18 protein-coding genes and 2 pseudogenes are annotated in these 20310 nt (G+C 59.3%); 6 read left to right on the forward strand and 14 right to left on the reverse strand.

Going from position 1 to position 20310, the window contains the following annotated elements; all coding sequences use genetic code 11:
• The first annotated feature begins 114 nt into the window (after positions 1-114).
• On the forward strand, positions 115-1251 hold the full coding sequence (locus AC2I9W_RS10575) for a branched-chain amino acid ABC transporter substrate-binding protein (RefSeq protein ID WP_486409925.1): 1137 nt from the start codon (positions 115-117) through the stop codon (positions 1249-1251).
• A gap of 163 nt (positions 1252-1414) precedes the next feature.
• Here AC2I9W_RS10575 and AC2I9W_RS10580 read toward each other — a convergent pair whose 3' ends face one another.
• Positions 1415-2332, reverse strand: a complete 918-nt coding sequence (locus AC2I9W_RS10580; protein WP_486409926.1) for a LysR family transcriptional regulator — start codon at positions 2330-2332, stop codon at positions 1415-1417.
• A 108-nt stretch (positions 2333-2440) separates the two neighbouring features.
• Between AC2I9W_RS10580 and AC2I9W_RS10585 the strand changes: the two genes are divergently transcribed.
• The gene (locus AC2I9W_RS10585) at positions 2441-3100 is read left to right on the forward strand and encodes an NAD(P)-dependent oxidoreductase (protein ID WP_486409927.1); all 660 of its coding nucleotides are present in this window, start codon (positions 2441-2443) and stop codon (positions 3098-3100) included.
• Positions 3101-3233: 133 nt separating this feature from the next.
• A complete protein-coding gene (locus tag AC2I9W_RS10590) occupies positions 3234-4448 on the forward strand; it encodes a sugar transporter (protein WP_486409928.1) in 1215 nt (404 codons plus the stop codon).
• Positions 4449-4531: 83 nt separating this feature from the next.
• Here AC2I9W_RS10590 and AC2I9W_RS10595 read toward each other — a convergent pair whose 3' ends face one another.
• The 3 genes from AC2I9W_RS10595 to AC2I9W_RS10605 form a co-directional block, all read right to left on the reverse strand.
• Positions 4532-5497: a tripartite tricarboxylate transporter substrate binding protein BugE gene (locus AC2I9W_RS10595; RefSeq protein ID WP_486409929.1), complete on the reverse strand. Its 966-nt coding sequence runs from the start codon at positions 5495-5497 to the stop codon at positions 4532-4534.
• Between the two features lie 106 nt (positions 5498-5603).
• A complete protein-coding gene (locus tag AC2I9W_RS10600) occupies positions 5604-6854 on the reverse strand; it encodes a CaiB/BaiF CoA transferase family protein (protein WP_486409930.1) in 1251 nt (416 codons plus the stop codon).
• Between the two features lie 327 nt (positions 6855-7181).
• Positions 7182-8375, reverse strand: a complete 1194-nt coding sequence (locus AC2I9W_RS10605) for an acyl-CoA dehydrogenase (RefSeq protein WP_486409931.1) — start codon at positions 8373-8375, stop codon at positions 7182-7184.
• Between the two features lie 197 nt (positions 8376-8572).
• Here AC2I9W_RS10605 and AC2I9W_RS10610 point away from each other — a divergent pair, with 197 nt between their 5' ends.
• Positions 8573-9538 (forward strand): LysR family transcriptional regulator, encoded by a 966-nt coding sequence (locus AC2I9W_RS10610; RefSeq protein WP_486409932.1) that lies wholly within the window; start codon positions 8573-8575, stop codon positions 9536-9538.
• A 124-nt stretch (positions 9539-9662) separates the two neighbouring features.
• A pseudogene (locus AC2I9W_RS10615) lies at positions 9663-10159 on the forward strand (thiaminase II/PqqC family protein).
• A gap of 512 nt (positions 10160-10671) precedes the next feature.
• Here AC2I9W_RS10615 and AC2I9W_RS10620 read toward each other — a convergent pair.
• Both AC2I9W_RS10620 and AC2I9W_RS10625 read right to left on the reverse strand, forming a co-directional pair.
• Positions 10672-11412, reverse strand: coding sequence for an LrgB family protein (locus tag AC2I9W_RS10620; protein ID WP_486409933.1), 741 nt, complete (start codon positions 11410-11412; stop codon positions 10672-10674).
• Positions 11409-11798, reverse strand: coding sequence for a CidA/LrgA family protein (locus AC2I9W_RS10625; protein ID WP_486409934.1), 390 nt, complete (start codon positions 11796-11798; stop codon positions 11409-11411). Before AC2I9W_RS10625 ends, AC2I9W_RS10620 begins: the two co-directional genes overlap by 4 nt.
• Before the next feature lie 197 nt (positions 11799-11995).
• Here AC2I9W_RS10625 and AC2I9W_RS10630 point away from each other — a divergent pair, with 197 nt between their 5' ends.
• Positions 11996-12214 carry a hypothetical protein gene (locus tag AC2I9W_RS10630; RefSeq protein ID WP_486409935.1) on the forward strand — a complete coding sequence of 73 codons (219 nt, stop codon included), beginning with the start codon at positions 11996-11998 and terminating at the stop codon, positions 12212-12214.
• An 806-nt stretch (positions 12215-13020) separates the two neighbouring features.
• Here AC2I9W_RS10630 and AC2I9W_RS10635 read toward each other — a convergent pair.
• The 8 genes and pseudogenes from AC2I9W_RS10635 to AC2I9W_RS10670 form a co-directional block, all read right to left on the reverse strand.
• A complete protein-coding gene (locus tag AC2I9W_RS10635; RefSeq protein WP_486410118.1) occupies positions 13021-14937 on the reverse strand; it encodes an autotransporter family protein in 1917 nt (638 codons plus the stop codon).
• Between the two features lie 813 nt (positions 14938-15750).
• Positions 15751-15834, reverse strand: a pseudogene (locus tag AC2I9W_RS10640) (ESPR domain-containing protein); the annotation flags it as partial.
• 173 nt (positions 15835-16007) lie between these two features.
• The gene (locus AC2I9W_RS10645; protein WP_486409936.1) at positions 16008-17039 is read right to left on the reverse strand and encodes an integrase; all 1032 of its coding nucleotides are present in this window, start codon (positions 17037-17039) and stop codon (positions 16008-16010) included.
• 10 nt (positions 17040-17049) lie between these two features.
• Positions 17050-17265 carry a hypothetical protein gene (locus AC2I9W_RS10650; protein WP_486409937.1) on the reverse strand — a complete coding sequence of 72 codons (216 nt, stop codon included), beginning with the start codon at positions 17263-17265 and terminating at the stop codon, positions 17050-17052.
• Positions 17266-17269: 4 nt separating this feature from the next.
• Positions 17270-17482, reverse strand: coding sequence for a hypothetical protein (locus AC2I9W_RS10655; RefSeq protein WP_486409938.1), 213 nt, complete (start codon positions 17480-17482; stop codon positions 17270-17272).
• 23 nt (positions 17483-17505) lie between these two features.
• Complete coding sequence (locus AC2I9W_RS10660; RefSeq protein WP_486409939.1) at positions 17506-17733, reverse strand: hypothetical protein; 228 nt, start codon at positions 17731-17733, stop codon at positions 17506-17508.
• Positions 17734-17754: 21 nt separating this feature from the next.
• Complete coding sequence (locus tag AC2I9W_RS10665) at positions 17755-19866, reverse strand: replication endonuclease (RefSeq protein WP_486409940.1); 2112 nt, start codon at positions 19864-19866, stop codon at positions 17755-17757.
• Between the two features lie 17 nt (positions 19867-19883).
• Positions 19884-20309 (reverse strand): hypothetical protein, encoded by a 426-nt coding sequence (locus tag AC2I9W_RS10670; RefSeq protein WP_486409941.1) that lies wholly within the window; start codon positions 20307-20309, stop codon positions 19884-19886.
• Position 20310: the final 1 nt, after the last annotated feature.

A 20310-nucleotide genomic window follows, 5' to 3' on the forward strand; every position in this document is an offset into this window, starting at 1 on the left:
AACGCTGATTGTTGTACCGGTGTAGCACTCGGTGCGCCTATGTGATTGCCTCATTGCCAATGACGGGGTGCGAGGCATAAGGTGGCGGCTTGTCTCAACCGAGTGGAGTGCGCAATGAAGAACTTTGGCAAGTTGTGTATCGCGACAGTCGTAGCAGGTATGGCAGGGGGCGTAATGGCTCAGGAGCAGGTCATCAAGATCGGTCACATCGGCCCGACCTCTGGACCTCAGGCCCACTTCGGCAAGGATGATGAAAACGGCGTGCGAATGGCCATTGAGGACCTGAACGCCAAGGGCATGGAAATCGGCGGCAAAAAGGTCAAGTTCGTGCTGGTGGCCGAGGACGATGTGGCCGACCCCAAGCAAGGTACAGCCGCTTCGCAAAAGCTGTGCGACGACAAGGTGGCCGGTGCCGTGGCGTTTGTGAACTCTGGCGTGGCCATTCCCTCGTCCAAGGTCTTTCAGGACTGCGGCATTCCCATGATCACGGGCGCGGCCACCAACCCCGACCTGACCAAGCCCGGCTGGAACACCACCTACCGCGTGATCGCCAACGACAACGCCCTGGGCGCGGCGCTGGCCACTTATGCGGCCAAGAACCTCCAGCTCAAGAACGTGGCCGTGATCGACGACCGCACGGCCTATGGCCAGGGCCTGGCCAATGTGTTCAAGAAAGATGCCGAAAAACAGGGCATCAAGATCGTGGCCAACGAGTTCACCAACGACAAGGCCACGGATTTCATGGCCATTCTGACTTCCATCAAGGCCAAGAAGCCCGACGCCATCTTCTACGGCGGCATGTACGGCCAAGCTGGCCCCATGCTGCGCCAGATGGCCCAGCTGGGCATGAATGACGTCAAGATGTTCGGCGGTGACGGTATTTGCGTGACCGAGCTGGCCAAGGTGGCTGCGGGTGCCAAGCCGCTGGAAAATGTGGTCTGCGCTGATGGCGGAGCATCCATTGCCAAGATGCCCGGCGGCACGGAGTGGAAGAAGCGCTATGACGCCAAATACCCCGGCCAGTTCCAGGTCTACAGCCCTTACTTCTACGACGGCACCATGCTGCTGGCCGATGCCATGAAGCGCGCCAACTCCTGGGACCCCAAGGTCTATATCCCCTTCCTGCAGAAGTCCGATTATTCGGGTGTGACCTCCAAGATCCAGTTCGAGAAGAACGGCGAGATGAAGAACCCCAGCTACACGCTGAGCCGCTACATCAATGGCAACAAGACGCCTATCGATCTGAACTGATTGCGCCTGCCTGCTGCCACAGGCCTGCTTTCGAGCAGGCCTTTTTCATGCGCGTGTGCTTGGGAAACTCCTGAAAAAGGAGCTGCTTGCGCTTGCTGAACCTCATATTTATATATAAATCATTCTGAAGTTCATGCTGATAAAGCGGCATAAGCTTTGAAATTCATAGCGAATGCTGCATGCCTTCCAGTCGTGCAAAGTACTGGCGAAGAATCTCGATGGCCTGGCGCACCTTGGCACTGAGCGCATCGCGCTGGGCGGTGACGGCCCAGATGTCGAGCTGGCCCATATCCCACTGCGGCAGCAGGCGCAGCAGCCGCCCATCGCGCAGGCTGGCGGTGACGTCATGGGCGGACAGCAAAGCCAGACCCAGACCCGCTTCACAAAACTGCTGCACGGCAGCGCGGTGGTTGCTGCTCATCTGCGGTGTGGCTTGCAGCGGAAAACGCTCGCCGCTGGCGCTGTGCTGCCATAAGGCGCTGATCTGTGGCGGGTCGCTGCGGCTCATGTCCAGCCAGGGCAGACCGGACAGGTCGCGCGGGTGCTGAGGCCGCTGCGCAAGCCTTGCCAGCAATTGCGGCGCAGCGCACAGCACTGTGGGGCTGCGGCCCAGCGGACGTGCAACCCAGCTGGAGTCCGGCAGATGGCCAAAGCGCAGTGCCAGATCCACACGCGCCTGGATCAGGTCAATCGGCGTGTCGTCCATCAGCAGGCGAAGGCGCAGGGCAGGGTGCCGGTTCAGCCACTCACCCAGCGCAGGCACAGCGTGCTGGGTAAAGCCGGCCGGGGCCGACAGGCGCAGCTCGCCGCTGGGCTGTTGTTGCTCTGCCGCCAGCTCGGCCCGAGCCCGGCTGGCGGCCTCGCACATGGCGGCGCATTGGGTGTAGAAGCGCTGGCCTGCATCGGTCAGGGCCAGCTGGCGCGTGGAGCGATGCAGCAGTGTCAGGCCCGCATCCTGCTCCAGCTGGCGAATGTGCTGGCTGATGGCAGAGGGGGACATATCCAGCTGGCGGCCCGCCGCACTCATGCTGCCGCGCTCTACCACGGCGGCAAAAATGGCCATGCGTTTGAAGTCTTCCATTGGTCTATTGTGAAGCTGTGCTTCAAGGTCATGGTGGCTGAAAGGGGTTTTTCTGCAGATCGATGCTGATTAATCTTCAGTCTTGTTGAAAACACAAGGAGTTGAAAAATGAAAGTTGCATTGATTGGCGCTACCGGTTTTGTGGGTGCAGGCGTGCTGGACGAGTTGCTGCGCCGTGGTCATGAAGTCGTTGCCCTGGTGCGCAAGCCCGAGACGCTTGCGGCACGTGAGCATGTGCAGTTCGTCAAGGCCGATGTGCTCAAGGCCGATGAAGTGCAGCGCGCCGTAGCGGGCTGCGATGCGGTGGTCAGTGCCTATAACGCGGGCTGGACCAATCCCAATATCTATGACGATTTCATGCAGGGCTCGCGCTCCATCGTGCAGGGCGTGAAGGCCGCAGGCATCCAGCGATACCTGGTCGTCGGCGGTGCCGGCAGCTTGTACGTGAACGGTCAGCAATTAGTGGATTCGCCCGACTTTCCCGCTGCCATCAAGCCAGGAGCTACAGCCGCACGCGATATGTACACTGAGCTGAAAAAAGAGCAGACCCTGGACTGGACGGTGCTGAGCCCTGCCGTGGGTTTTCATGGTGGATCGGCTGCGCAGTCCAAGGGCCGCACCGCTCAATACCGTACAGGCAAGGATGAGCCTTTGATGCAGGCCGATGGTCAGCCCGGCGATATTTCGGTGCAGGATCTGGCCGTGGCGTTGGTGGATGCGCTGGACAAGCGCGAGCACATCAAGGCGCGCTTTACGGTGGCTTATTGATCTCTCCGAGTGCGGTCTGGCCCCAGCCTGACCCCAGCGTTTGCCGGGGCAAGGCCGGGCTCTCGGTCTTTTGTCATGCTGCACGCGCACAATTTCGGCTTGTGCCGTGTTTGCCGCCAAGCCGCTTTTTTGCATGACAGAACCTCGAACCGTTTCCTCTACCCCGACAAGATCCAGCACCCAGGCCTGGCTCAGCGTGATTGCGCTGGCGCTGGGCGCGTTTGTATTCAACACCAGTGAGTTTGTGCCCGTGGGCCTGCTCAGCAGCATTGGTGCCAGCTTTGACATGAAGGTGGAGCAGGTGGGGTTGATGCTGACCATCTATGCCTGGATCGTGGCGCTGGCCTCGTTGCCCTTCATGCTGCTGACGCGTCAGGTGGAGCGGCGCAAGCTGCTCATGGGCGTGTTTGCGGTGTTTGTGCTCAGCCATGTGCTCTCGGGCGTGGCCTGGAGCTATGCCTCGCTGCTCGTGAGCCGCATCGGCATTGCGCTGTCGCATGCCATTTTCTGGTCGATTACGGCATCGCTGGCCGTGCGCGTCGCACCGCCGGGCAAGAAGGCTTTGGCGTTGAGCTTGCTGGCCACTGGTACCTCGATTGCCATGGTGCTGGGTATTCCGCTGGGGCGCATCGTGGGGGAGTGGCTGGGCTGGCGCATGACGTTTCTGGCCATCGGCGGCGTGGCTGCCGTGGTGATGCTGGTACTGGGCAAGCTGCTGCCGCTGCTGCCCAGCGAGAACGCTGGCTCCCTGTCCAGCGTTCCTGTGCTGTTTAAGCGACCTGCTCTGGTGGGTATTTATGCGCTGCTGGTGGTGGTGATCACCGGCCAGTTCACCGCGTACAGCTATATCGAGCCGTTTGTGCAGGACATTGCAGGCCATGCGGGCAATGTGACCACGGCCGTGCTGCTGCTGTACGGCGGCATGGGCATTGTGGGCAGTGTGTTGTTTGGCTGGTTTGGCATGCGCTTTCCGCGTGGCTTCTTGCTGTCGGCCATTGCGGTACTGGCGCTGAGTTTGCTGCTGCTGGTCATGAGCAGCGCGCATGTCTGGAGCCTGTATCTGCAAAGCTCGATCTGGGGCATTGCCATGATCTGCTTTGCGCTGTCCATGCAGTCCAAGGTGCTGAACCTGGCGCCCGACGCCACTGATGTGGCCATGTCCATGTTCTCGGGCATTTTCAACATCGGCATTGGTGGCGGTGCGTTGCTGGGCAGCATCGTCAGCCAGCAATGGGGTATGGGCCAGATTGGCTATGTCGGGGGCTGCCTGATTGCGATGGGCGGGGCGCTGTGGCTCTTCATGATGGTGAAGCTGGCGGGTAGCTTCAGACTCAAGCCTTCGCTTTGACAAGGGCCGCGCCGCTTGGCGCGGACATAAAAAATCCCCGCCAGGCGGGGATGGGGTGAGGATGAGATGGGAGCGGCTGGCGCTTATTCCATGGTCAGCTTTTGCTTGTCCACCACTTCCTTGTAGGCAGCGTATTCGGCCTTGATTTCCTGGGCAAACTTCTCAGGTGTGCCTGCAACGATCAGCGAGCCAGTATCTTCAATGCGCTTGCGCACGGCGGGGTCCTGCAGAACCTTCAGCGTGGCGGCATTGATCTTGTTGACGATTTCCTTGGGCATGTTCTTGGGGCCGACGATGCCGTAGTAGGCCATGCGGTTCACGCCAGGGGCTCCAACCTCTGCCAGCGTAGGAACATCGGGCAGCACGGCCAGACGCTGAGGAGCAGCGATCACCAGGGGCGTCAGACGCTTGTCCTTCAGGAAGGGCAGGGTGGAGGGGAAGTTGTCGAACAACAGAGGAATCTGGCCGGCAACTGCATCATTGATGGCCGGGCCGGAGCCGCGGTAGGGCACGTGGATCATCTCGGTGCCGGTGGCCAGCATGAACATTTCCATCATCAGGTGACCGATGGAGCCGGTGCCGGGCGAGCCGTAGGAGTACTTGCCGGGGTTCTTCTTGACTTCAGCCAGAAAGCTCTTGTAGTCCTTGCCGACAAACTTGGGGTTGGCCGCAATGATGTTGGGCGTGGCCGCAATGTTCACGATGGGCGTGAAGTCGGTGAAGGCGTTGTAGGGCAGCTTGGGGTTGATGGCGGGGTTGGTGGCCGTGGTGGACACGGTGGCAATGCCCAGGTTGTAGCCATCGGGCTTGGCGCGAGCGGTTTCTGCTGCGCCGATGCTGCCGCCGCCGCCGCCTTTGTTTTCCACCACGACGGACTGGCCCAGTTCCTTGCTCAGGGGTTCGGACAGGACACGGGCAATCAGGTCCGTGGTGCCGCCAGCGGCAAAGGGAACCAGCAGGCGGATGGGCTTGTTGGGGTAATTGCTTTGCGCTTGTGCTGCGCCGCAAAAGGCCATGGCTGCCAGAACAGTGGCTGTGAGTTTGAACATTTCTGTCTCCTTGGAATGTGTAATTTGCAGTACAGAACTCGTGGAACTGCCTGCGTCCTGGGGCTTGAGCCCTCTTTTTCGGGAAGCTGCCTTGGTTTGAAAAGTTTCAAAGCACTCCCTGCTTGCGCAGTGCTTCAATCGCACTGTCCTCAATCCCGAATTCGCGCAATACCTCGTCGGTGTGCTGGCCCAGCGTCGGTGGTGCACTGCGATAGCTGACCGGTGTGGCCGACAGGCGCATGGGGTTGGCCACGGTGGCCACCTGGCTGATGCCATCGCCCGCCTGACGTGGCAGGGTTTTGTGAATGCCGCGTGCCTTGACCTGGGGGTCTTCAAACGCCTGGGCAATGGTGTTGATGGGGCCGCAGGGCACGGCCTTGTCTTGCAGCAATGCAATCCAGTCGGCGGTGGTGCGTTGCAGCATCACAGGCCCCATCAGATCCAGCAACGCCGTGCGGTTTTGTACGCGGACGGTGTTGGTGGCAAAGCGCACATCCTGCGCCCAGTCGTTATGGCCAATGGCCGCGCAAAAGCGGGTGAACTGGCCGTCGTTGCCAATGGCCAGCAGCACATTGCCGTCCAGCGTGGGGAAGTCTTGGTAGGGAGCGAGGCTGGGGTGGATATTGCCGGCGCGGCCCGGAGCCTTGTCGGTGGCCAGAAAGCCGGCGGCCTGATTGGCTAGCACGGCCATACCCACATCCAGCAGCGCCATGTCGATGTACTGGCCTTCGCCTGTTGTGTGACGCGCGTTCAGCGCCGCCAGAATGGCGTTGCTGGCATACAGACCGGTGAAAACGTCAATCACGGCCACGCCCACTTTCAGCGGGCCACCGCCGGGTTCGCCATCGGCATGACCGGTAATGCTCATCAGCCCGCACATGGCCTGCACCATGAGGTCGTAGCCTGCGCGCTCGGCATAGGGGCCGTCCTGCCCAAAGCCGGTGATGGAGCAGTAAATCAGGCGCGGGTTCTGTTCTTTCAGGCTCGCATAGTCCAGACCGTACTGGGCCAAGCCACCGGTCTTGAAGTTCTCCACCACGACATCGGCATTGGCCGCCATGCGCTGCAGCAGGGCGCGGCCTTCGGGGTGGGCCATGTCTACGGTGATGGAGCGCTTGTTGCGGTTGCAGGATGTGAAGTAGCTGGCCTCGCGCGTGTCGTTGCCCGCATCGTCCTTCAGAAACGGAGGCCCCCAGTGGCGCGTATCGTCGCCGGCCACAGGGCGCTCTACCTTGATCACATCGGCGCCCAGATCGGCCAGCATCTGCGTGGCCCAGGGCCCCGCCAGCACGCGCGACAGATCCAGCACCTTGATGCCAGTCAGAGCGCCTGTGGGAGTGGTTGTCGATGCGTTCATGTCAGATCAATCCAGAAGCCGAGTCGGGGAACTGCGGAAACTATGAAAACAGAAGCTGCTTGCGCTGTATTGGTATGGGTTTTGATATGAAAACCATTCAAAACCCATACAAATAAAGCGGTACCAGCTAACAAATAGATAGCGGAAACAAAGGCTGCGCATGACGACCAAAGTGCTCGCCATGCCCCTTTCGCAAGGGAAAACGATCCAACGTCGCCATCGTTCCGAGGTCAAGGCAGCAAGCAAGAGCCGCCTCGCGGCGAAGCTGCCGTCCCCCTCCCGCGAAGCGAGAGAGGGGGAAGCCGCGTAGCCGCTCAGGGGGAGCTATCAGTTCGCAAACGCCGCGATGCCAGTCTGCGCACGACCCAGAATCAGCGCATGCACGTCATGGGTGCCTTCGTAGGTGTTCACAACTTCCAGATTCACCAGGTGGCGGGCCACGCCGAACTCGTCGGAGATGCCGTTGCCGCCCAGCATGTCGCGTGCCATACGGGCGATGTCCAGCGACTTGCCGCAGTTGTTGCGCTTGACCAGCGAGGTCACTTCGATCACGTTCTGGCCTTCGTCCTTCATGCGGCCCACGCGCAGGGCAGCTTGCAGGCCCAGGGTGATTTCGGTCTGCATGTCGGCCAGCTTTTTCTGGATCAGCTGGTTGGCAGCCAGAGGGCGGCCAAACTGCTTGCGGTCAAGTGTGTATTGGCGAGCGGTGTGCCAGCAGTCTTCGGCCGCGCCCAGCGCACCCCAGGCGATGCCGTAGCGGGCGCTGTTCAGGCAGGTGAACGGACCCTTCAGGCCGCGCACATCGGGGAAGGCGTTTTCTTCGGGGCAGAACACATCGTCCATCACGATTTCACCGGTGATGGAGGCGCGCAGGCCCACCTTGCCGTGGATGGCGGGGGCGGAGAGGCCCTTCATGCCCTTGTCCAGAATGAAGCCGCGAATCTGGCCCACGGTGCCGTCTTCGGCCACTTCCTTGGCCCAGACGACGAACACATCGGCCACGGGGCTGTTCGTGATCCACATCTTGTTGCCCTTGAGCTTGTAGCCGCCGTCCACCTTGTAGGCGCGGGTGGCCATGGAGCCGGGGTCGGAGCCGTGGTCGGGCTCGGTCAGGCCAAAGCAGCCGATGAACTCGCCCGAGGCCAGCTTGGGCAGGTACTTCATCTTTTGGGCTTCGGTGCCGAATTCGTTGATGGGCACCATCACCAGAGAGGACTGCACGGAGGCCATGGAGCGGTAGCCGGAGTCCACGCGCTCGATCTCGCGCGCCACCAGGCCGTAGCTCACATAGTTCAGGCCTGCGCCGCCGTATTGCGTGGGGATGGTGGGGCCCAGCAAGCCCAGCTCGCCCATCTCGCGGAAGATGGACAGATCGACCGATTCATTGCGGAACATGGCTTGCACGCGGGGCTTGAGCTTGTCCTGGCAGTAGTCGCGAGCGGCGTCGCGGATCATGCGCTCGTCCTCGGTCAATTGCTGGTCGAGTTGGAAGCAGTCGTCCCACTGGTAGCCATTTGCCATGTTCTTCTCCTGAATACAAAGTGTTGGGCCTCAGGTGGTCTCTCGCCTGAGTGCATGCACACATATTAGGACTCCGAAACTCCTCTGGGCAAACGATGAATAATCATCTATGGATGAGTAAAACGCATGTATAAATGAATTTATTAGGGTTTCTACTTTGTTTTTGATTTTATGGATGCATTGATTGCATAAAAAGTATGCGAAGAGTTCTCCCTTCCACGCAGGCTTTGGCCTGTTTTGAATCTGCTGCCCGTCATATCAGCTACACCAAGGCGGCGCAGGAGCTGTCGCTGACGCAAAGCGCCGTCTCGCGCCAGATCATTGCGCTGGAAGAGTTTGTGGGTGTGGCCCTGTTCAAGCGCACGCGCCATGGTGTGCTGCTGACGGATGCGGGCCGCCACTACGCCACCCAGGTCGGCCGCTGGCTGCAGGGGCTGGAGCGCGACACGCTGGACTTGATGAGCCATCAGGGCGAGGGCGGGCCCATCAATCTGGCGGCCGTGCCCACCTTCACCACCCGCTGGCTGCTGCCGCGCCTGCCTCAGCTCACGCGAGAGCATCCGGATATCACCGTGCACATTGATGTGCAGACCCGGCCATTTCTGTTTGCCGACACCGTTTTTGACGCCGCGATCTACGCTGGCACGCCCGAGCAGGTGGCGCGCTGGCCAGGCGTGCAGGCGCAATGGCTGATGGATGAAGAGGTGGTGCCCGTGTGCAGTCCGCAACTGCTGGCCACGGCTCGACAGCGCGACCCTGGGCGCGCCTGGCTGCCCGTGGGACCCGAGGTGATTGCGCGCCTGCCGCTGTTGCAGCAAAGTACGCGCCCCCAGGGCTGGCGGCAATGGTTTGACACCATGAATGTCGATGCACCCCGCGCGCTCGACGGCATGCGGCTGGAGCTGTTTTCCATGCTGGCCGTTGCCGCTAGCCAAGGGCTGGGTGTGGCGCTGATTCCGCCCATGCTGATCGAGCAGGAAATTGCGCGTGGCGATCTCATCATTGCCTGCCCTCAGCCTTTGCGTGGCAACCGAGCCTATTACCTGGTCACGCCCGAGCTGGCGACCGAGGCTCTGCCCTCGCCGGCGCTCAAGGTGTTCAGTCAATGGCTGCAAGACAAGGCGCAAGAGGCTGCAGGCGGAAAACCGGGGACTGCTCGCTGAAATACAGCTTTGACCTGATATCGAGCGGGCTTTGGGCGGTAAAAGCAGGTATCTGGGCAAGAATGGCCGCTTCCCCCAGTCAGTAAAAGCGCTGACTGCTATGAATTTAAAGTGGAGATTCGTCCTGTCTTTCAGCCAAAGCCTGTGGGATGCCAACCAGGCGCTGTTTCAAAGCACGCTGGAGTTGCCCTTCAACCAGGAACTGGCCGCTGGAACGCTGAGCCAGGAGCGCTTTCGCCACTACATGATTCACGATGCGCATTACTTGGTTGCCTATGGCCGTGCGCTGGCGGTAACGGCTGCCAAGTCCGTTAACGCCGAAGGCGTAGTGCAGTTTGCCAATGCGCCAACGAAGCCGTGGTGGTGCAGCGCAGCTTGCATGACGGTTTTATGCGCGACTTATGCACGATCGGCCAAGGACAACCCGTATCAGGGCTGGGTGGATATCTATGCCAGCGAGGAATTCCATGCAGCAGTGCGCGGTGTCTGCGCCACGGTGGACCGCTTGGCGGCTGATGCCAATGAAGCCACGCGGGCCGCATGAAGGATGCGGCGCGCCTGGAGTGGATGTTCTGGGACAGCGCCTACCAACTGGGAGACTGGCAGCAGCCGCTGCGTTGAGCTTCTGATGGCTTAGCTGAAACGGGGTGCTGATTAAAAAATAATCAGCAACCCGTTTTTTCTGATGTGACAAGGAGTTAAGTCGCTTATTCAAGCGGTTGCTAGAGCTTGTCCACAAGCTTGTAGCTGTTTAATGGGGAAAACTGACAGAAAGCGCTGTTGACACGACTATGAGCTGCCATGAAACACATGTTCTGCAGCACTTAAGCATGACAGACTGTGATTTGCTTAAAAATTAAGCGCGTTCTGAAAAATCTTTTAAGAACAAAGACTTGAGTGGCTTATCCAGATGGGCAGTCAACTTTGTCCACAAGCTTGTGGGGCGTTGGTGGGGAGAACTTGGCTTTTTGTGAGGTGGCCTCTTTGAGTGGCTGGCATTGATCGGTATTTGCCGGCCTTGGCTCGTTGATCGCCAGGCCAAGGCATGGCCAAGTGCATACGCCAGTGTTCTTAAACTGATCCAAGCTCCGAGTGTGGCTGTGCCGCATTGGCTTTAGCGACTTGGGACAGCTTCAGAGCCAGGGCGTGATGCTCAATACCAGTGGCATCATCATTGCGGTGGCTATGCCGTTCAGGCCCATGGCCAATGCCGAAAAGGCGGCAGTTGTTGGGTTGACCTGAATTGCCCGTGCAGTGCCGATGGCGTGGGCGGTCAGTCCGAGCGCAAAGCCTTGTACGGCAGGGTCCTTGAGGTTGAGAAAGCGGCACAGAAGCGGGGCCATCATGGTGCCGCTGATGCCGGTGATAGCCACGGCCACAGCAGCCAGCGATGGTTGGCCGCCAAAGCGCTCTGCCATGGGAAGTGCAATGGGGATGGTGGCAGACTTTGGGGCTACGGCGATGAGAGTGGCCTCCGAGCCGCCAAAGATCCATGCAATCCCCAAAGCGGAAAACAGTGCCACCAGGCAGCCCACCAGCAAGGCGACACTGACAGGCAGCCAGAGCTGCTTGATGCGCTCTCGCTGCGCATAAAGAGGGATGGCCAAGGCAACGGTGGCAGGACCAATCATCAGACCCAGCAAAGAGACGCCGCTGCGGTAGGTCTCATAGGGAGTGCCAGTCAACATCAAAATGCTGACGATGACCACTACGCCGGTGAACACGGGAATCAAGATGGGGCGGCTGCCGCTTTTCTTGTAGACGGCCATGGCCGCTAGATAGACCAGTAAAGTCAACACCAGCCATGGCAGAGGCGAGCCTTGGGCAAGGCTCAGCCAAGCCGAGTGCAGGCGATCAAGCAGTGAATTGCTCATGTGCTTTGCTCCAGTTCAGAGTCGCCTTTGGACCGGGGTTGCAAAGACGCCTGGCGCAGCAAAAAGAATCGGAAGGTGAGGGCGGTGGCTGTAAAGGTAACCGCGGCACCGGCAATGCAGGCAAGGACAAACGGCAGCCATTCGCGGCGCAGATGATCAAACTCCAGCATCACACCCGCGATGACGGGAATGAAAAGCAGCATCATGTTCTGGAGCAGTAGTTGTGCGGTGTCTTCCAGAGCCTTGGGCAAGCGCTTGTAAAAAAGCAGACCTAGCAGCAGGAGCAAGGTGCCTAGTAGTGCTCCGGGAAGAGGAAGGTCGGTCGTGCGAACTACCAATTCCCCAAGTAATTGAAAGGCAAAAAGTATTGCAAGCGCATACAGCATAAGGGCAGCAAGCTCCTGAAAAAAGAGTGGCTGCCAAACCTTATGCAGCCAGTGAAGTGAGGTGAAAGAGCGTCGCGTGAATTAAGGTAAAGCAGGCCACCGTCTATTGCTTGATGCGAATGACAGGCATATCTTGCTTGTCAGGTGCTCCGAATTCGGAGTACTGGTTTCACTGAATGAGCTTAGGAGAAATCATCATGCTAACTGCACTCTACCGCGCACCTGTGTATGAACCTACGGTCGATGAATTGGAAACGCTCAAGAAGCTGGAACTGGGTGAGGATGTATCGCTTTGGTCTGCTGCCAGGGAATACTTGTCTCACCGTTTGCTTGAGCGAGGCCTGGTGGAGCAGGATGTACAAAAGCATTGGCATATTACTGAGTCTGGGCGAATGCTGATCCGGCGTCAGCTCTGAGGTGGCCTAGGGTTTGCCCTTGATGTGCAGTTGCCTGATTTGAAGGCAATCAACCTTTGTTCATCTTGATTACAAGGGGAAACGAAGGTTTGTCACTTTAAATTCACAGACTGCTAACAATCTTATCCACATGAATTGTGGAGAAAAGGCGCTGCATCGGTCAGCGCTTTTTTGTGTATTCAGGGAAAAGGGTGCTCTGCATTGGCAATGCAAATGCCTGGTCTGCAGTGGACGTACGCTGACAATGAAAAGCTATTTCCCAGAGAGGAACACCTCGATACTTGCTCAACTAAACGAGGGCGAGCGCGTGAGAGCACTGTCTGCACATGCTCAGTGATATGTAACTTGAATTGAGAAGCGCAGCCTTCAGTGTCTGAAGCATGAAGGTGGTTGAGGGAAAGTTATGCACAGATTCTGTGCAATCCCAGACAAATGGGTGGCTAAGAGCTGACTTTGCTTGCTCCCGGGCAAGGGAAGGCTCTAAAAACTGGCATGACGTACGCAGTTTGCCAGTTGCTCAAGCAATGAACGCAGAGAATAGAAAAGCCGAGAAAGTGAGAATACTTTCTCGGCTTGGATATGTGGTGCCCGGGGCCGGAATCGAACCGGCACGCCTTGCGGCGGGGGATTTTGAGTCTGACCACTTACCCTTAAAGGACGTGGATTGTATCGCGTTTTAGGCGCAAAGAATCAATAACGACTTCCCTCTGTCAATGAGGCTTCGCGCCAATGACTGGTATCAGCACCTTCACGGGTGTGAAGGCCCTGTAATGCAAGTGCTGAGTGCAGATCTCAAGAGTGGATGCTTACCACAGGACCTTCACGCCGACAGAGGCCTGTACTCCGCTTTTGACTCGGCTGTCCCCGCCATTGGCCCAGAGTTTGCTCAGCTCACCGTAAAGGCTGGTGCTATTGCTAAGCTGCAATGTGGCACCGGCAGCCAGCTCGGTGGTGGTGTAGCCGCCCTTTGCCTTGATGTCGGTCGAAGCTCCAGGCGTGATAAAGGTCGCCATATCCGTCGTGGAGCTCGCTTTGTAGATGTTGATGCGGCCATAAGGCTGCAGTAGGCCAGCACCAGTGCTGAAGTTGCCCTTGATGCGTGCTCCCAGACGCAGTGTCCAATCGTCATCAGTCTTGTTTTTCACAGAGGCCAGGCTGAGTGCAGTGTCATCAATGCTCAGCTTGCGGTAGATGATTTGTGCCTGAGGCTCAACTTGCCAGCTGCTGTTGATGGTGAAAGGTTTGCCCAGCTCTAACGAGGCCAGCCATCCGTCTCCCTTGGTTCGGGAGTTTGATTTGTCATCTGCGGTGCGCGAGTCGCTGCGATAGTCAGCGCCTTGCACCACAGCATCTGCATAAAGGCCTGAGGCATCTTTCCAAGTGCCGTACACGCCCAGATAGCGGGTACGCAGATTGTTAAAGCCGACATATTTACGCTCAACGCCGCTGGCAAAGCCCTTGACGCTCATATCGCCGTCAAGCTGTCCTATATAGATACCGGCTTTCACATTTTTGTCGGCATACAGATCCAGGCCTGCCTGGAAACCTGTCATATGGCCGCTGCTCTCGGGACTTACTGTGCCCTGCTGACGAATGGTCGGATCTGTGCGCAGAACGCGTCCCCAGACGCGACGGCTTTGCTCAACACCGGTGTTGGTAGTCACTTGTGAAGCCTCATCTCCCATACGCTTGTGCAAATCGCCAAGCATGGCCATGTCCGCTTGCCGCAGTTGTGCAGGAAGTGCGGATAGCAAAGGCACTTCAGCACGGTAGGTAGGTGCAGGTGCAGGTGCAGGTGCAGGTGCAGGTGCAGGTGCAGGTGCAGGTGCAGGCAAGCTTGAATGCAATGCTGCGCTTTGGGCCGTCTGAATTAGGCGGTACTCATAGGCGCCAGCATCGACGTGACCGCCAGCCAGAGTAAAGCTACCTGGCTGCAGGCTAGCTCCGTTCTCTGTTCCTACAACTTCAATTCCGCTGCCTGTCGTCTGCGCGCCCAAGCCCCCTGCATTGGTGATTTGCAAAGACGTGTGACCGCTTGCTACGGCAAGAGGGCTGCTCAGTAATATTTTGTCAGTGACGCTGCCATCAGCGCCAAGTGCCGTAGACAGTGCCAGCGTGCCGTTATTGCCCACATAAGGACCGGTCACTGTAAGCACGGTTCCCGGAGCGGCACCACTAAGACGAATGGTGCCGCTATTGTTTACGCTGGGCAGGGTCTGGTTGTATCCAGCCAGATCCAGCGCAGCGCCACTGCTCACCGTATAGGCAGAGCTGCTGTTGAACACATTGGCAGCACCTGCCCGCAGAGTACCCGCCTTGATGCTCCAGTCGCCAGCGGCAGTTTGTGTGCCAGTGACAGTCCAGGTACTGCTGCCCGTCTTGGAGAAACGGGCGAAGTTTTGGTATTGCACACCAATGGTGGACAGGTCGAACTGACTGTTGTCAGTGCCACCCAGCGTGAGCTCATCACTGCCCCCTGCTACAGCCACCACATTGCCAACAATGGCGGAGCCTGCTCTCAGTTCAAGCGTGTTGTCAGAGCCGCCGAAGGTGATGGCATTGGCACGAACCAAGGCATCACCGGCTAAACCGCCAGCGATCGTGCCTGAATTGATGATGAATAAATTGCTGCCATTGATGCCTTCACCTCCAACTCCGTGAGCACCAACGGTCTTGCCTGTACCGCCTACTCCACCAGATCCACCATTGACCTGTGATCCCACACTTAGCTCAATAGTGCTTTGAATAGCGGTGATTCCAGCTCCACCAGCCGCACCGCTCCCCCCAAGTTGGTCAGAAGTGGTAGTCCAGGCTGATCCTCCCGCTCCTCCCGCCCCCCCTTGTATGTCGGTGCCGCCCTTTATCAGGATTTGAGCTCCTACTGAGCCGGAGATATGCAAGCCTTTGCCGCCGCTGCCAGCATTTCCGGCCCAGTCTCCGGTTCCACCATCTCCTCCAGAACCTCCGAGAACGGAGTGTTGGATTGTTTCGGCGACGCTCCCCAATTGCAGCACCGCACCATAACCCCCAGAACCGCCGCCCCCGCCGTCATAGATACCTTGTGCCCCATCCCCACCTCGGCCTCCAGCGCCTCCTGTTGCAGCTTGAGTCAAACTGGTTCCCAAAAAACCATGGGCACCACCACCACCACCACCACCACCACTTAGAGGCGCACTACCGCCAGCAGTACCAGCCATTCCTGCTGATATTCCGCCTATTCCTCCGATGCTTGAGGCTGAGCCCGTACTGCTTCCTCCATTACCGCCTTGAACGCCTGCGCCACCTCCGCCACCACCACCAATGTTGTATTTAGATAGCTTCCCATTTTCTCCATTCACCACCAGCTGATCTTGTCCACCTGCGCCGCCGTACGAAGGGCGTCCTGCACTGCCCATACCACCATCTGCCCAGGCTGAGCCAACAACAGACAGGCCAAGCGCCATAGCAAATGCCACGGGGCTAAACAGTGTTTGGATGCGGAATGTGAGGCCCTCAATCGTCGCTTGAGTCCCTTCAATGCAGGCAGCGCGGCTGCTCTGCCCGCTAGAATGCGCTGTCTCCGGCGCTGCAACCCAAGCTCCCAATGCCAGGTTCCAAATAGTCTTATACGTCTTGTTCACTTCTGCTCTCCATTGCAGATTCGCCGGCTGACGAAAAATTGCAGCGGCCTCAAATCTGAATGTCAGAGAGTTTTAGTTTTGCAACTTAATTTAACAATCACTGAAATCAGGTATTTTTCGTTTTTAAAACAACTGTGTAGTTAATAAATGAACGTAATGAGGATCGAACTAGCTCAACGCACAGCCTTCAACCGCGTGGCCCGCGTCCGGTAGTGCTTGCGCGTCACGCTCACATTACTGTGGTCCAGCAGCTTTGATGCTTCATCAATGTCTTCGGCCAGGTTGGCGGCGAAGCTGCGCATATCGCGCAGGTACATGGCGCGGATGCGTTTGCCCAGCTCATCATTGCCAGTCACCTCGGCGCGGTAGGCCGCCGCATCGCGGGCATCTTCCCAGCGGCGGGAGATCATGCGGTAGGTCACCGGCCGGCCATCGGGCAGCACCAGCACATGGGGGCACAACGTGTCCACCAGTTGGCGGCGCTCGATGATGCGGGTCAGCACGGGCGATTCACTGATGTCGAACTCGATGGCACCCTTGACCTTCTGGGTCTTGCTGGCAATGCGCTTGAGCAGCCCATTCCTGGGCAGCTCCACCGCAATCACATCCTTCAGGCGCATACCCGTGGCGGATGCCATATCCATCCCGTCGCGCAGCACCTGATCGGCCTGTGCGTAAACCAGACGAAACAGCTCGGGCGTCACCTCAAAGGTGCGCGCGTTTTCCTCATTCTTCCAGCCGCGTATGCCCTCGGCGGGCCACGGGCAGCGCGTCATGCCCCAGAGCTTGGCCTTGCCCCAGATCAGGCGCAGCAGAGACATCTCGCGATTGCCCTGGGTCTTGGCTGTGCGCAGGTCCAGATACTGGCGCAGCGTAGGCAAATCCACCTCATCCCAGACCATCTGGCCAAACACAGGGCGGATGGTGCGCAGATTCTTGAAGTAGCCTGCATAGGTGTCGCCGCTGTACTTGGGCAACTCGCGCTCCTCCCAGCGGGCAAAGGCCTCCTCGATCCGGCCAATCGTCTGGGGCCTCTGGTTGTGCAGCTCATCCCACTTCAGCAAGGCCTTGGCATGGTCGGTGCCCAGGCGAATGTCGGGCTTGCCTTCCTTGCGCATGTCGTACACGTAATAGACATAAGCCTTGCCGCCCTTGCCCTTGTAGACCTTGGTGCGCAGGCGTGGGTACTTGGTGACCTTTGGCATGGTTCTCCTCTTATCGAATGGCGCTCAGGTTCATGCCGCTGCGTGTCAGCATGACCTTGCCTGCCAGCCAGTCCCGCACATGCTCGCGCGAGACGATGATGCGCTTGCCGTCCTGCTGGAACGGAATGCTGCGCAGCTTCAGCCAGTTGGACTTATGCGAGTTCTCGCTGCCTCCGGTGAGACGGCTCAACTCCTGGTTGCTCAGATACTCGTTATTCATTGACATGGAATTACGCCTCCGCTTCTTCCACACGCTCAACCCGCAGCACACCCTTGCCGCTGGCCAGATGCGCGCGCGCCTCGGCCTGGGTGGCATTGCTGGCCTTCAGACGGATGGTCGGCAGCAGACCGGCGTCGGCCAGGTCTTCCAGATTGCTGGGGTTGGCGTTGGACGGAATGAGGATGGCGCGGTAGCTGTGCAGTGCGCTGATGTTGTGGTCCATGATGTGGCTCCGGTGGTGGCGGGTCAGATGGCTTGCTTGAAAAGAGGAAGTACTTGTGCGCCTTGCTCCAGCTCCAGCGACTGCTGGGCTTGCATTGCTTCGAGTGCAGCGGCATTGCGCTGCTGCTGGGCTTGCCTGCGGCGAATGGCGGCAAAGCTTTTGGCGAGATCGGTGCCCACGGCGGGCGTGTACTTGAAGCCCGCCGCCTGGTTGACGGCGCTGCGGCTGGGTTCGGTGCGTTTTGCGGACATGAGTACTCCTCCTGTGATGGATCAGTGGGCGTTTTGGAAGAAATGGGCTGCTTGCTGGAAGCGGCTGGCCATCGTTGGCGGCTGGTACAGCACCGAATCGGGGCTGTTTGGACTGCTCCAGTCCTCAGGTTCGTGGTCTCCACGACCAAAAAACTCTCTGGCCGTCTCGCCGCTGAGGCGGGCCGTACAGTTATTGAAACCAGTCCAAGGGGCCGCCAGCGGCGGCCTGGACACGGCCATGCCTGTGCCCTGCGCCTCATTGGCCCCTTGAATCAGTTCAGACGTTTCAGCATCCACATCAGCGGCCAATGTCGAGACATAGGGCGCCCATGCAATGCGGCGGCTGACGAGCCAGCGGCCACGCATGCAACCGCGCTGCGGCGTCAGGCCCACGATGCGGCCTTGTGTGATCTCTTCGCCGTACTGGTTGACGGCCCCCGCCTCGGGTGTGCGGTGCACCACGCGCAGATGCCACTCACTGCGCTTGCGGGCGTGGCCACCCATGGCCTCCATAAAGCTGCACCAGTCGGCGCGTATCTCGCCATGGCGGTGGCAGGCCGTATAGGCACGGCGGGTATCGCGGTCACCCTCACGGCCAAACAGCTCCAGCTGGTCTTTGCTCACGCGGCGCAGCTCGCGCCACACCGTCACGCTGGGCATGCCAATGGTCTGAAACTGGCGAATGCCCCAATGACTGGCCCATGCATCCACACGGCGGTAACCGGCAAAGCCATCCTTGTCTGACTCTTTGGCCTCGGGCTGCACAGGCCTGTCCAGGTCCAGCGCCATCTGCACTTCCTGGCCTTGCACCACATCGGTGTGCTCGGCCAGTGCGTGGTGGCCTACGGACTTGGCGATGTACTTGGCCACATAGCCCGCAGCACCACCAGCCACCATTCGCTTGATGCAAACGCGGTTCTTTTGCGCACCTGATTCATCGCCTTCATCGGCCAGCCAGTACTTGCGAATCAAGGCCTCCAGCGCCTGGGCCTGCTCCTCGTTCTCCACCCACACCAGCGCATGCCAGTGGGGCGTGGCGTCATGGTGGGGCTCGGCCACGCGCAGGCCATACATATTGATTTTTTTGCGCTTGGCAGCACTGCGCAGCTTTTGCCAGTTCCCGCGCAGCCACATCTGGCCGTCACGAGGGGTAATACCCGGCACATACTTCTCATTGGGCACAGGGTGGCCACCCCGGCCCAACTTCACCGGATGAAAGCGGCTGGGCAGCGTCAAAGTGAGGAACAGCCCCACATGGGCCCGAGCGTCCGCATACTCCTCGGCGCCACGCACCCGCGTCATCAGCTCACCACCGCGCACCACGGGGTTGGATGTGCCCAGCGCCGCCAGCTCGGCCAGGTTGTAGATCTGCCCCGCCTCATTGGTATAGAGCGAGCGGGCCAGTGCCTCTGCATTGCGCTTGATCTGGTGCGTGCGGCGCATCAGCCCGGCATGGCTGATATAGCCACCACTGGCGCGGTGCACCATGCCCAGGCGGATATAGCCGCCCTCAACAATGCGAGCCACATGCGTACGCAGACGCCTGCGCCACCAGCGTGGGTCTTGGGCGCGTTTGACGGCGGGGAGCCCCTTGATAGGCTTGTCCTCCTCCACGCCAATCATGCGCACCAGCATGCGAATGGCATCCACACGGCGGGCAATGCAGCGGGCGGCCTCGGCTTCCTTGTCTTCTTCGGTCTGGCGCGTACCCTTGGCCAAGCGCTGCAGCACCTCGGTGGCGCGCAGGCTGCTCTCTTCGGCCAGGCACACCGCCTCCAGCTCGCCCGCCTGCCCAGCCAGTGCATTGGCCCATTTGCAGATGTCGTGATCGTCCAGGTTCCAGCGCATGGCATCGCCATAGGCATCTTGAAATGCCGCCAGCTCTTTCAGGCTTCTCCATGCCTTGGCCCAGTCCGGCGGCTGCTGGGTAAACCAGCGGGCCTGCTCATTGGCATCTGTGCCCATGGGGGACACAGGCTCTATCTTGGTAAAGCGATTGCGAATGAATGCGCGCCACGCCTGCGGCGCATCGTCAATGATGCGTTCCAGATGCTCGGCCACATGCCGCAGCTGGGGCTTGTTCTTCCTCCAGTCGGCAAGGCTCTTGGGCAGTTCGCGCAGTATCTTGGCCATGGCGTTCTACCTAGCGTCTACCAAAGGCTGACCAGCGCAACCAGGCGCGCAAACTGACGCTTGGCAAGCCGCAGCTCAGACTTGATAGCACCACGCTCAGGCGGCGGCATGGACTGAATGTCACGCCCGGCCAGCGTTGGCAAGTCCCCCTCAATGCCGCACAGCAGCAGCAAAGCCATACGCCAGCGCACGGGCAGAGCCATCCACTCCTGATTTTCTGCATCGATATAGCCACGCCCCGAACTGCGGCGGTAATCCTCACGCAGTGCCTTGAGCTTTTTGCGCACCGCCAAAGGCATAGGCACGGCATCGCTCTCACGCAGCGGCCCCCAGGCCTCTGTCGTAATGCGCAGCAAATCCACGGCACCGGGCAGCAACTGCGCTGCAACAGGGGAGGGCTGAGGCAGCATGACCAGCGCATTGCGCAAGATGGGCTGGCTCATG

Source organism: Comamonas sp. FUJ_7 (genome assembly GCF_057369555.1).

Excerpts from the sequence above, each read along its gene's own strand:
- AC2I9W_RS10630 (WP_486409935.1), top strand. The coding sequence starts at position 11,996 with ATGCTAACTGCACTCTACCGCGCACCTGTGTATGAACCTACGGTCGAT.
- AC2I9W_RS10585 (WP_486409927.1), top strand. The coding sequence starts at position 2,441 with ATGAAAGTTGCATTGATTGGCGCTACCGGTTTTGTGGGTGCAGGCGTG.
- AC2I9W_RS10625 (WP_486409934.1), bottom strand. The coding sequence starts at position 11,798 with ATGCTGTATGCGCTTGCAATACTTTTTGCCTTTCAATTACTTGGGGAA.
- AC2I9W_RS10620 (WP_486409933.1), bottom strand. The coding sequence starts at position 11,412 with ATGAGCAATTCACTGCTTGATCGCCTGCACTCGGCTTGGCTGAGCCTT.
- AC2I9W_RS10600 (WP_486409930.1), bottom strand. The coding sequence starts at position 6,854 with ATGAACGCATCGACAACCACTCCCACAGGCGCTCTGACTGGCATCAAG.
- AC2I9W_RS10660 (WP_486409939.1), bottom strand. The coding sequence starts at position 17,733 with ATGTCCGCAAAACGCACCGAACCCAGCCGCAGCGCCGTCAACCAGGCG.
- AC2I9W_RS10645 (WP_486409936.1), bottom strand. The coding sequence starts at position 17,039 with ATGCCAAAGGTCACCAAGTACCCACGCCTGCGCACCAAGGTCTACAAG.
- AC2I9W_RS10605 (WP_486409931.1), bottom strand. The coding sequence starts at position 8,375 with ATGGCAAATGGCTACCAGTGGGACGACTGCTTCCAACTCGACCAGCAA.
- AC2I9W_RS10595 (WP_486409929.1), bottom strand. The coding sequence starts at position 5,497 with ATGTTCAAACTCACAGCCACTGTTCTGGCAGCCATGGCCTTTTGCGGC.
- AC2I9W_RS10650 (WP_486409937.1), bottom strand. The coding sequence starts at position 17,265 with ATGTCAATGAATAACGAGTATCTGAGCAACCAGGAGTTGAGCCGTCTC.
- AC2I9W_RS10575 (WP_486409925.1), top strand. The coding sequence starts at position 115 with ATGAAGAACTTTGGCAAGTTGTGTATCGCGACAGTCGTAGCAGGTATG.
- AC2I9W_RS10655 (WP_486409938.1), bottom strand. The coding sequence starts at position 17,482 with ATGGACCACAACATCAGCGCACTGCACAGCTACCGCGCCATCCTCATT.
- AC2I9W_RS10670 (WP_486409941.1), bottom strand. The coding sequence starts at position 20,309 with ATGAGCCAGCCCATCTTGCGCAATGCGCTGGTCATGCTGCCTCAGCCC.
- AC2I9W_RS10580 (WP_486409926.1), bottom strand. The coding sequence starts at position 2,332 with ATGGAAGACTTCAAACGCATGGCCATTTTTGCCGCCGTGGTAGAGCGC.
- AC2I9W_RS10665 (WP_486409940.1), bottom strand. The coding sequence starts at position 19,866 with ATGGCCAAGATACTGCGCGAACTGCCCAAGAGCCTTGCCGACTGGAGG.
- AC2I9W_RS10590 (WP_486409928.1), top strand. The coding sequence starts at position 3,234 with ATGACAGAACCTCGAACCGTTTCCTCTACCCCGACAAGATCCAGCACC.
- AC2I9W_RS10610 (WP_486409932.1), top strand. The coding sequence starts at position 8,573 with ATGCGAAGAGTTCTCCCTTCCACGCAGGCTTTGGCCTGTTTTGAATCT.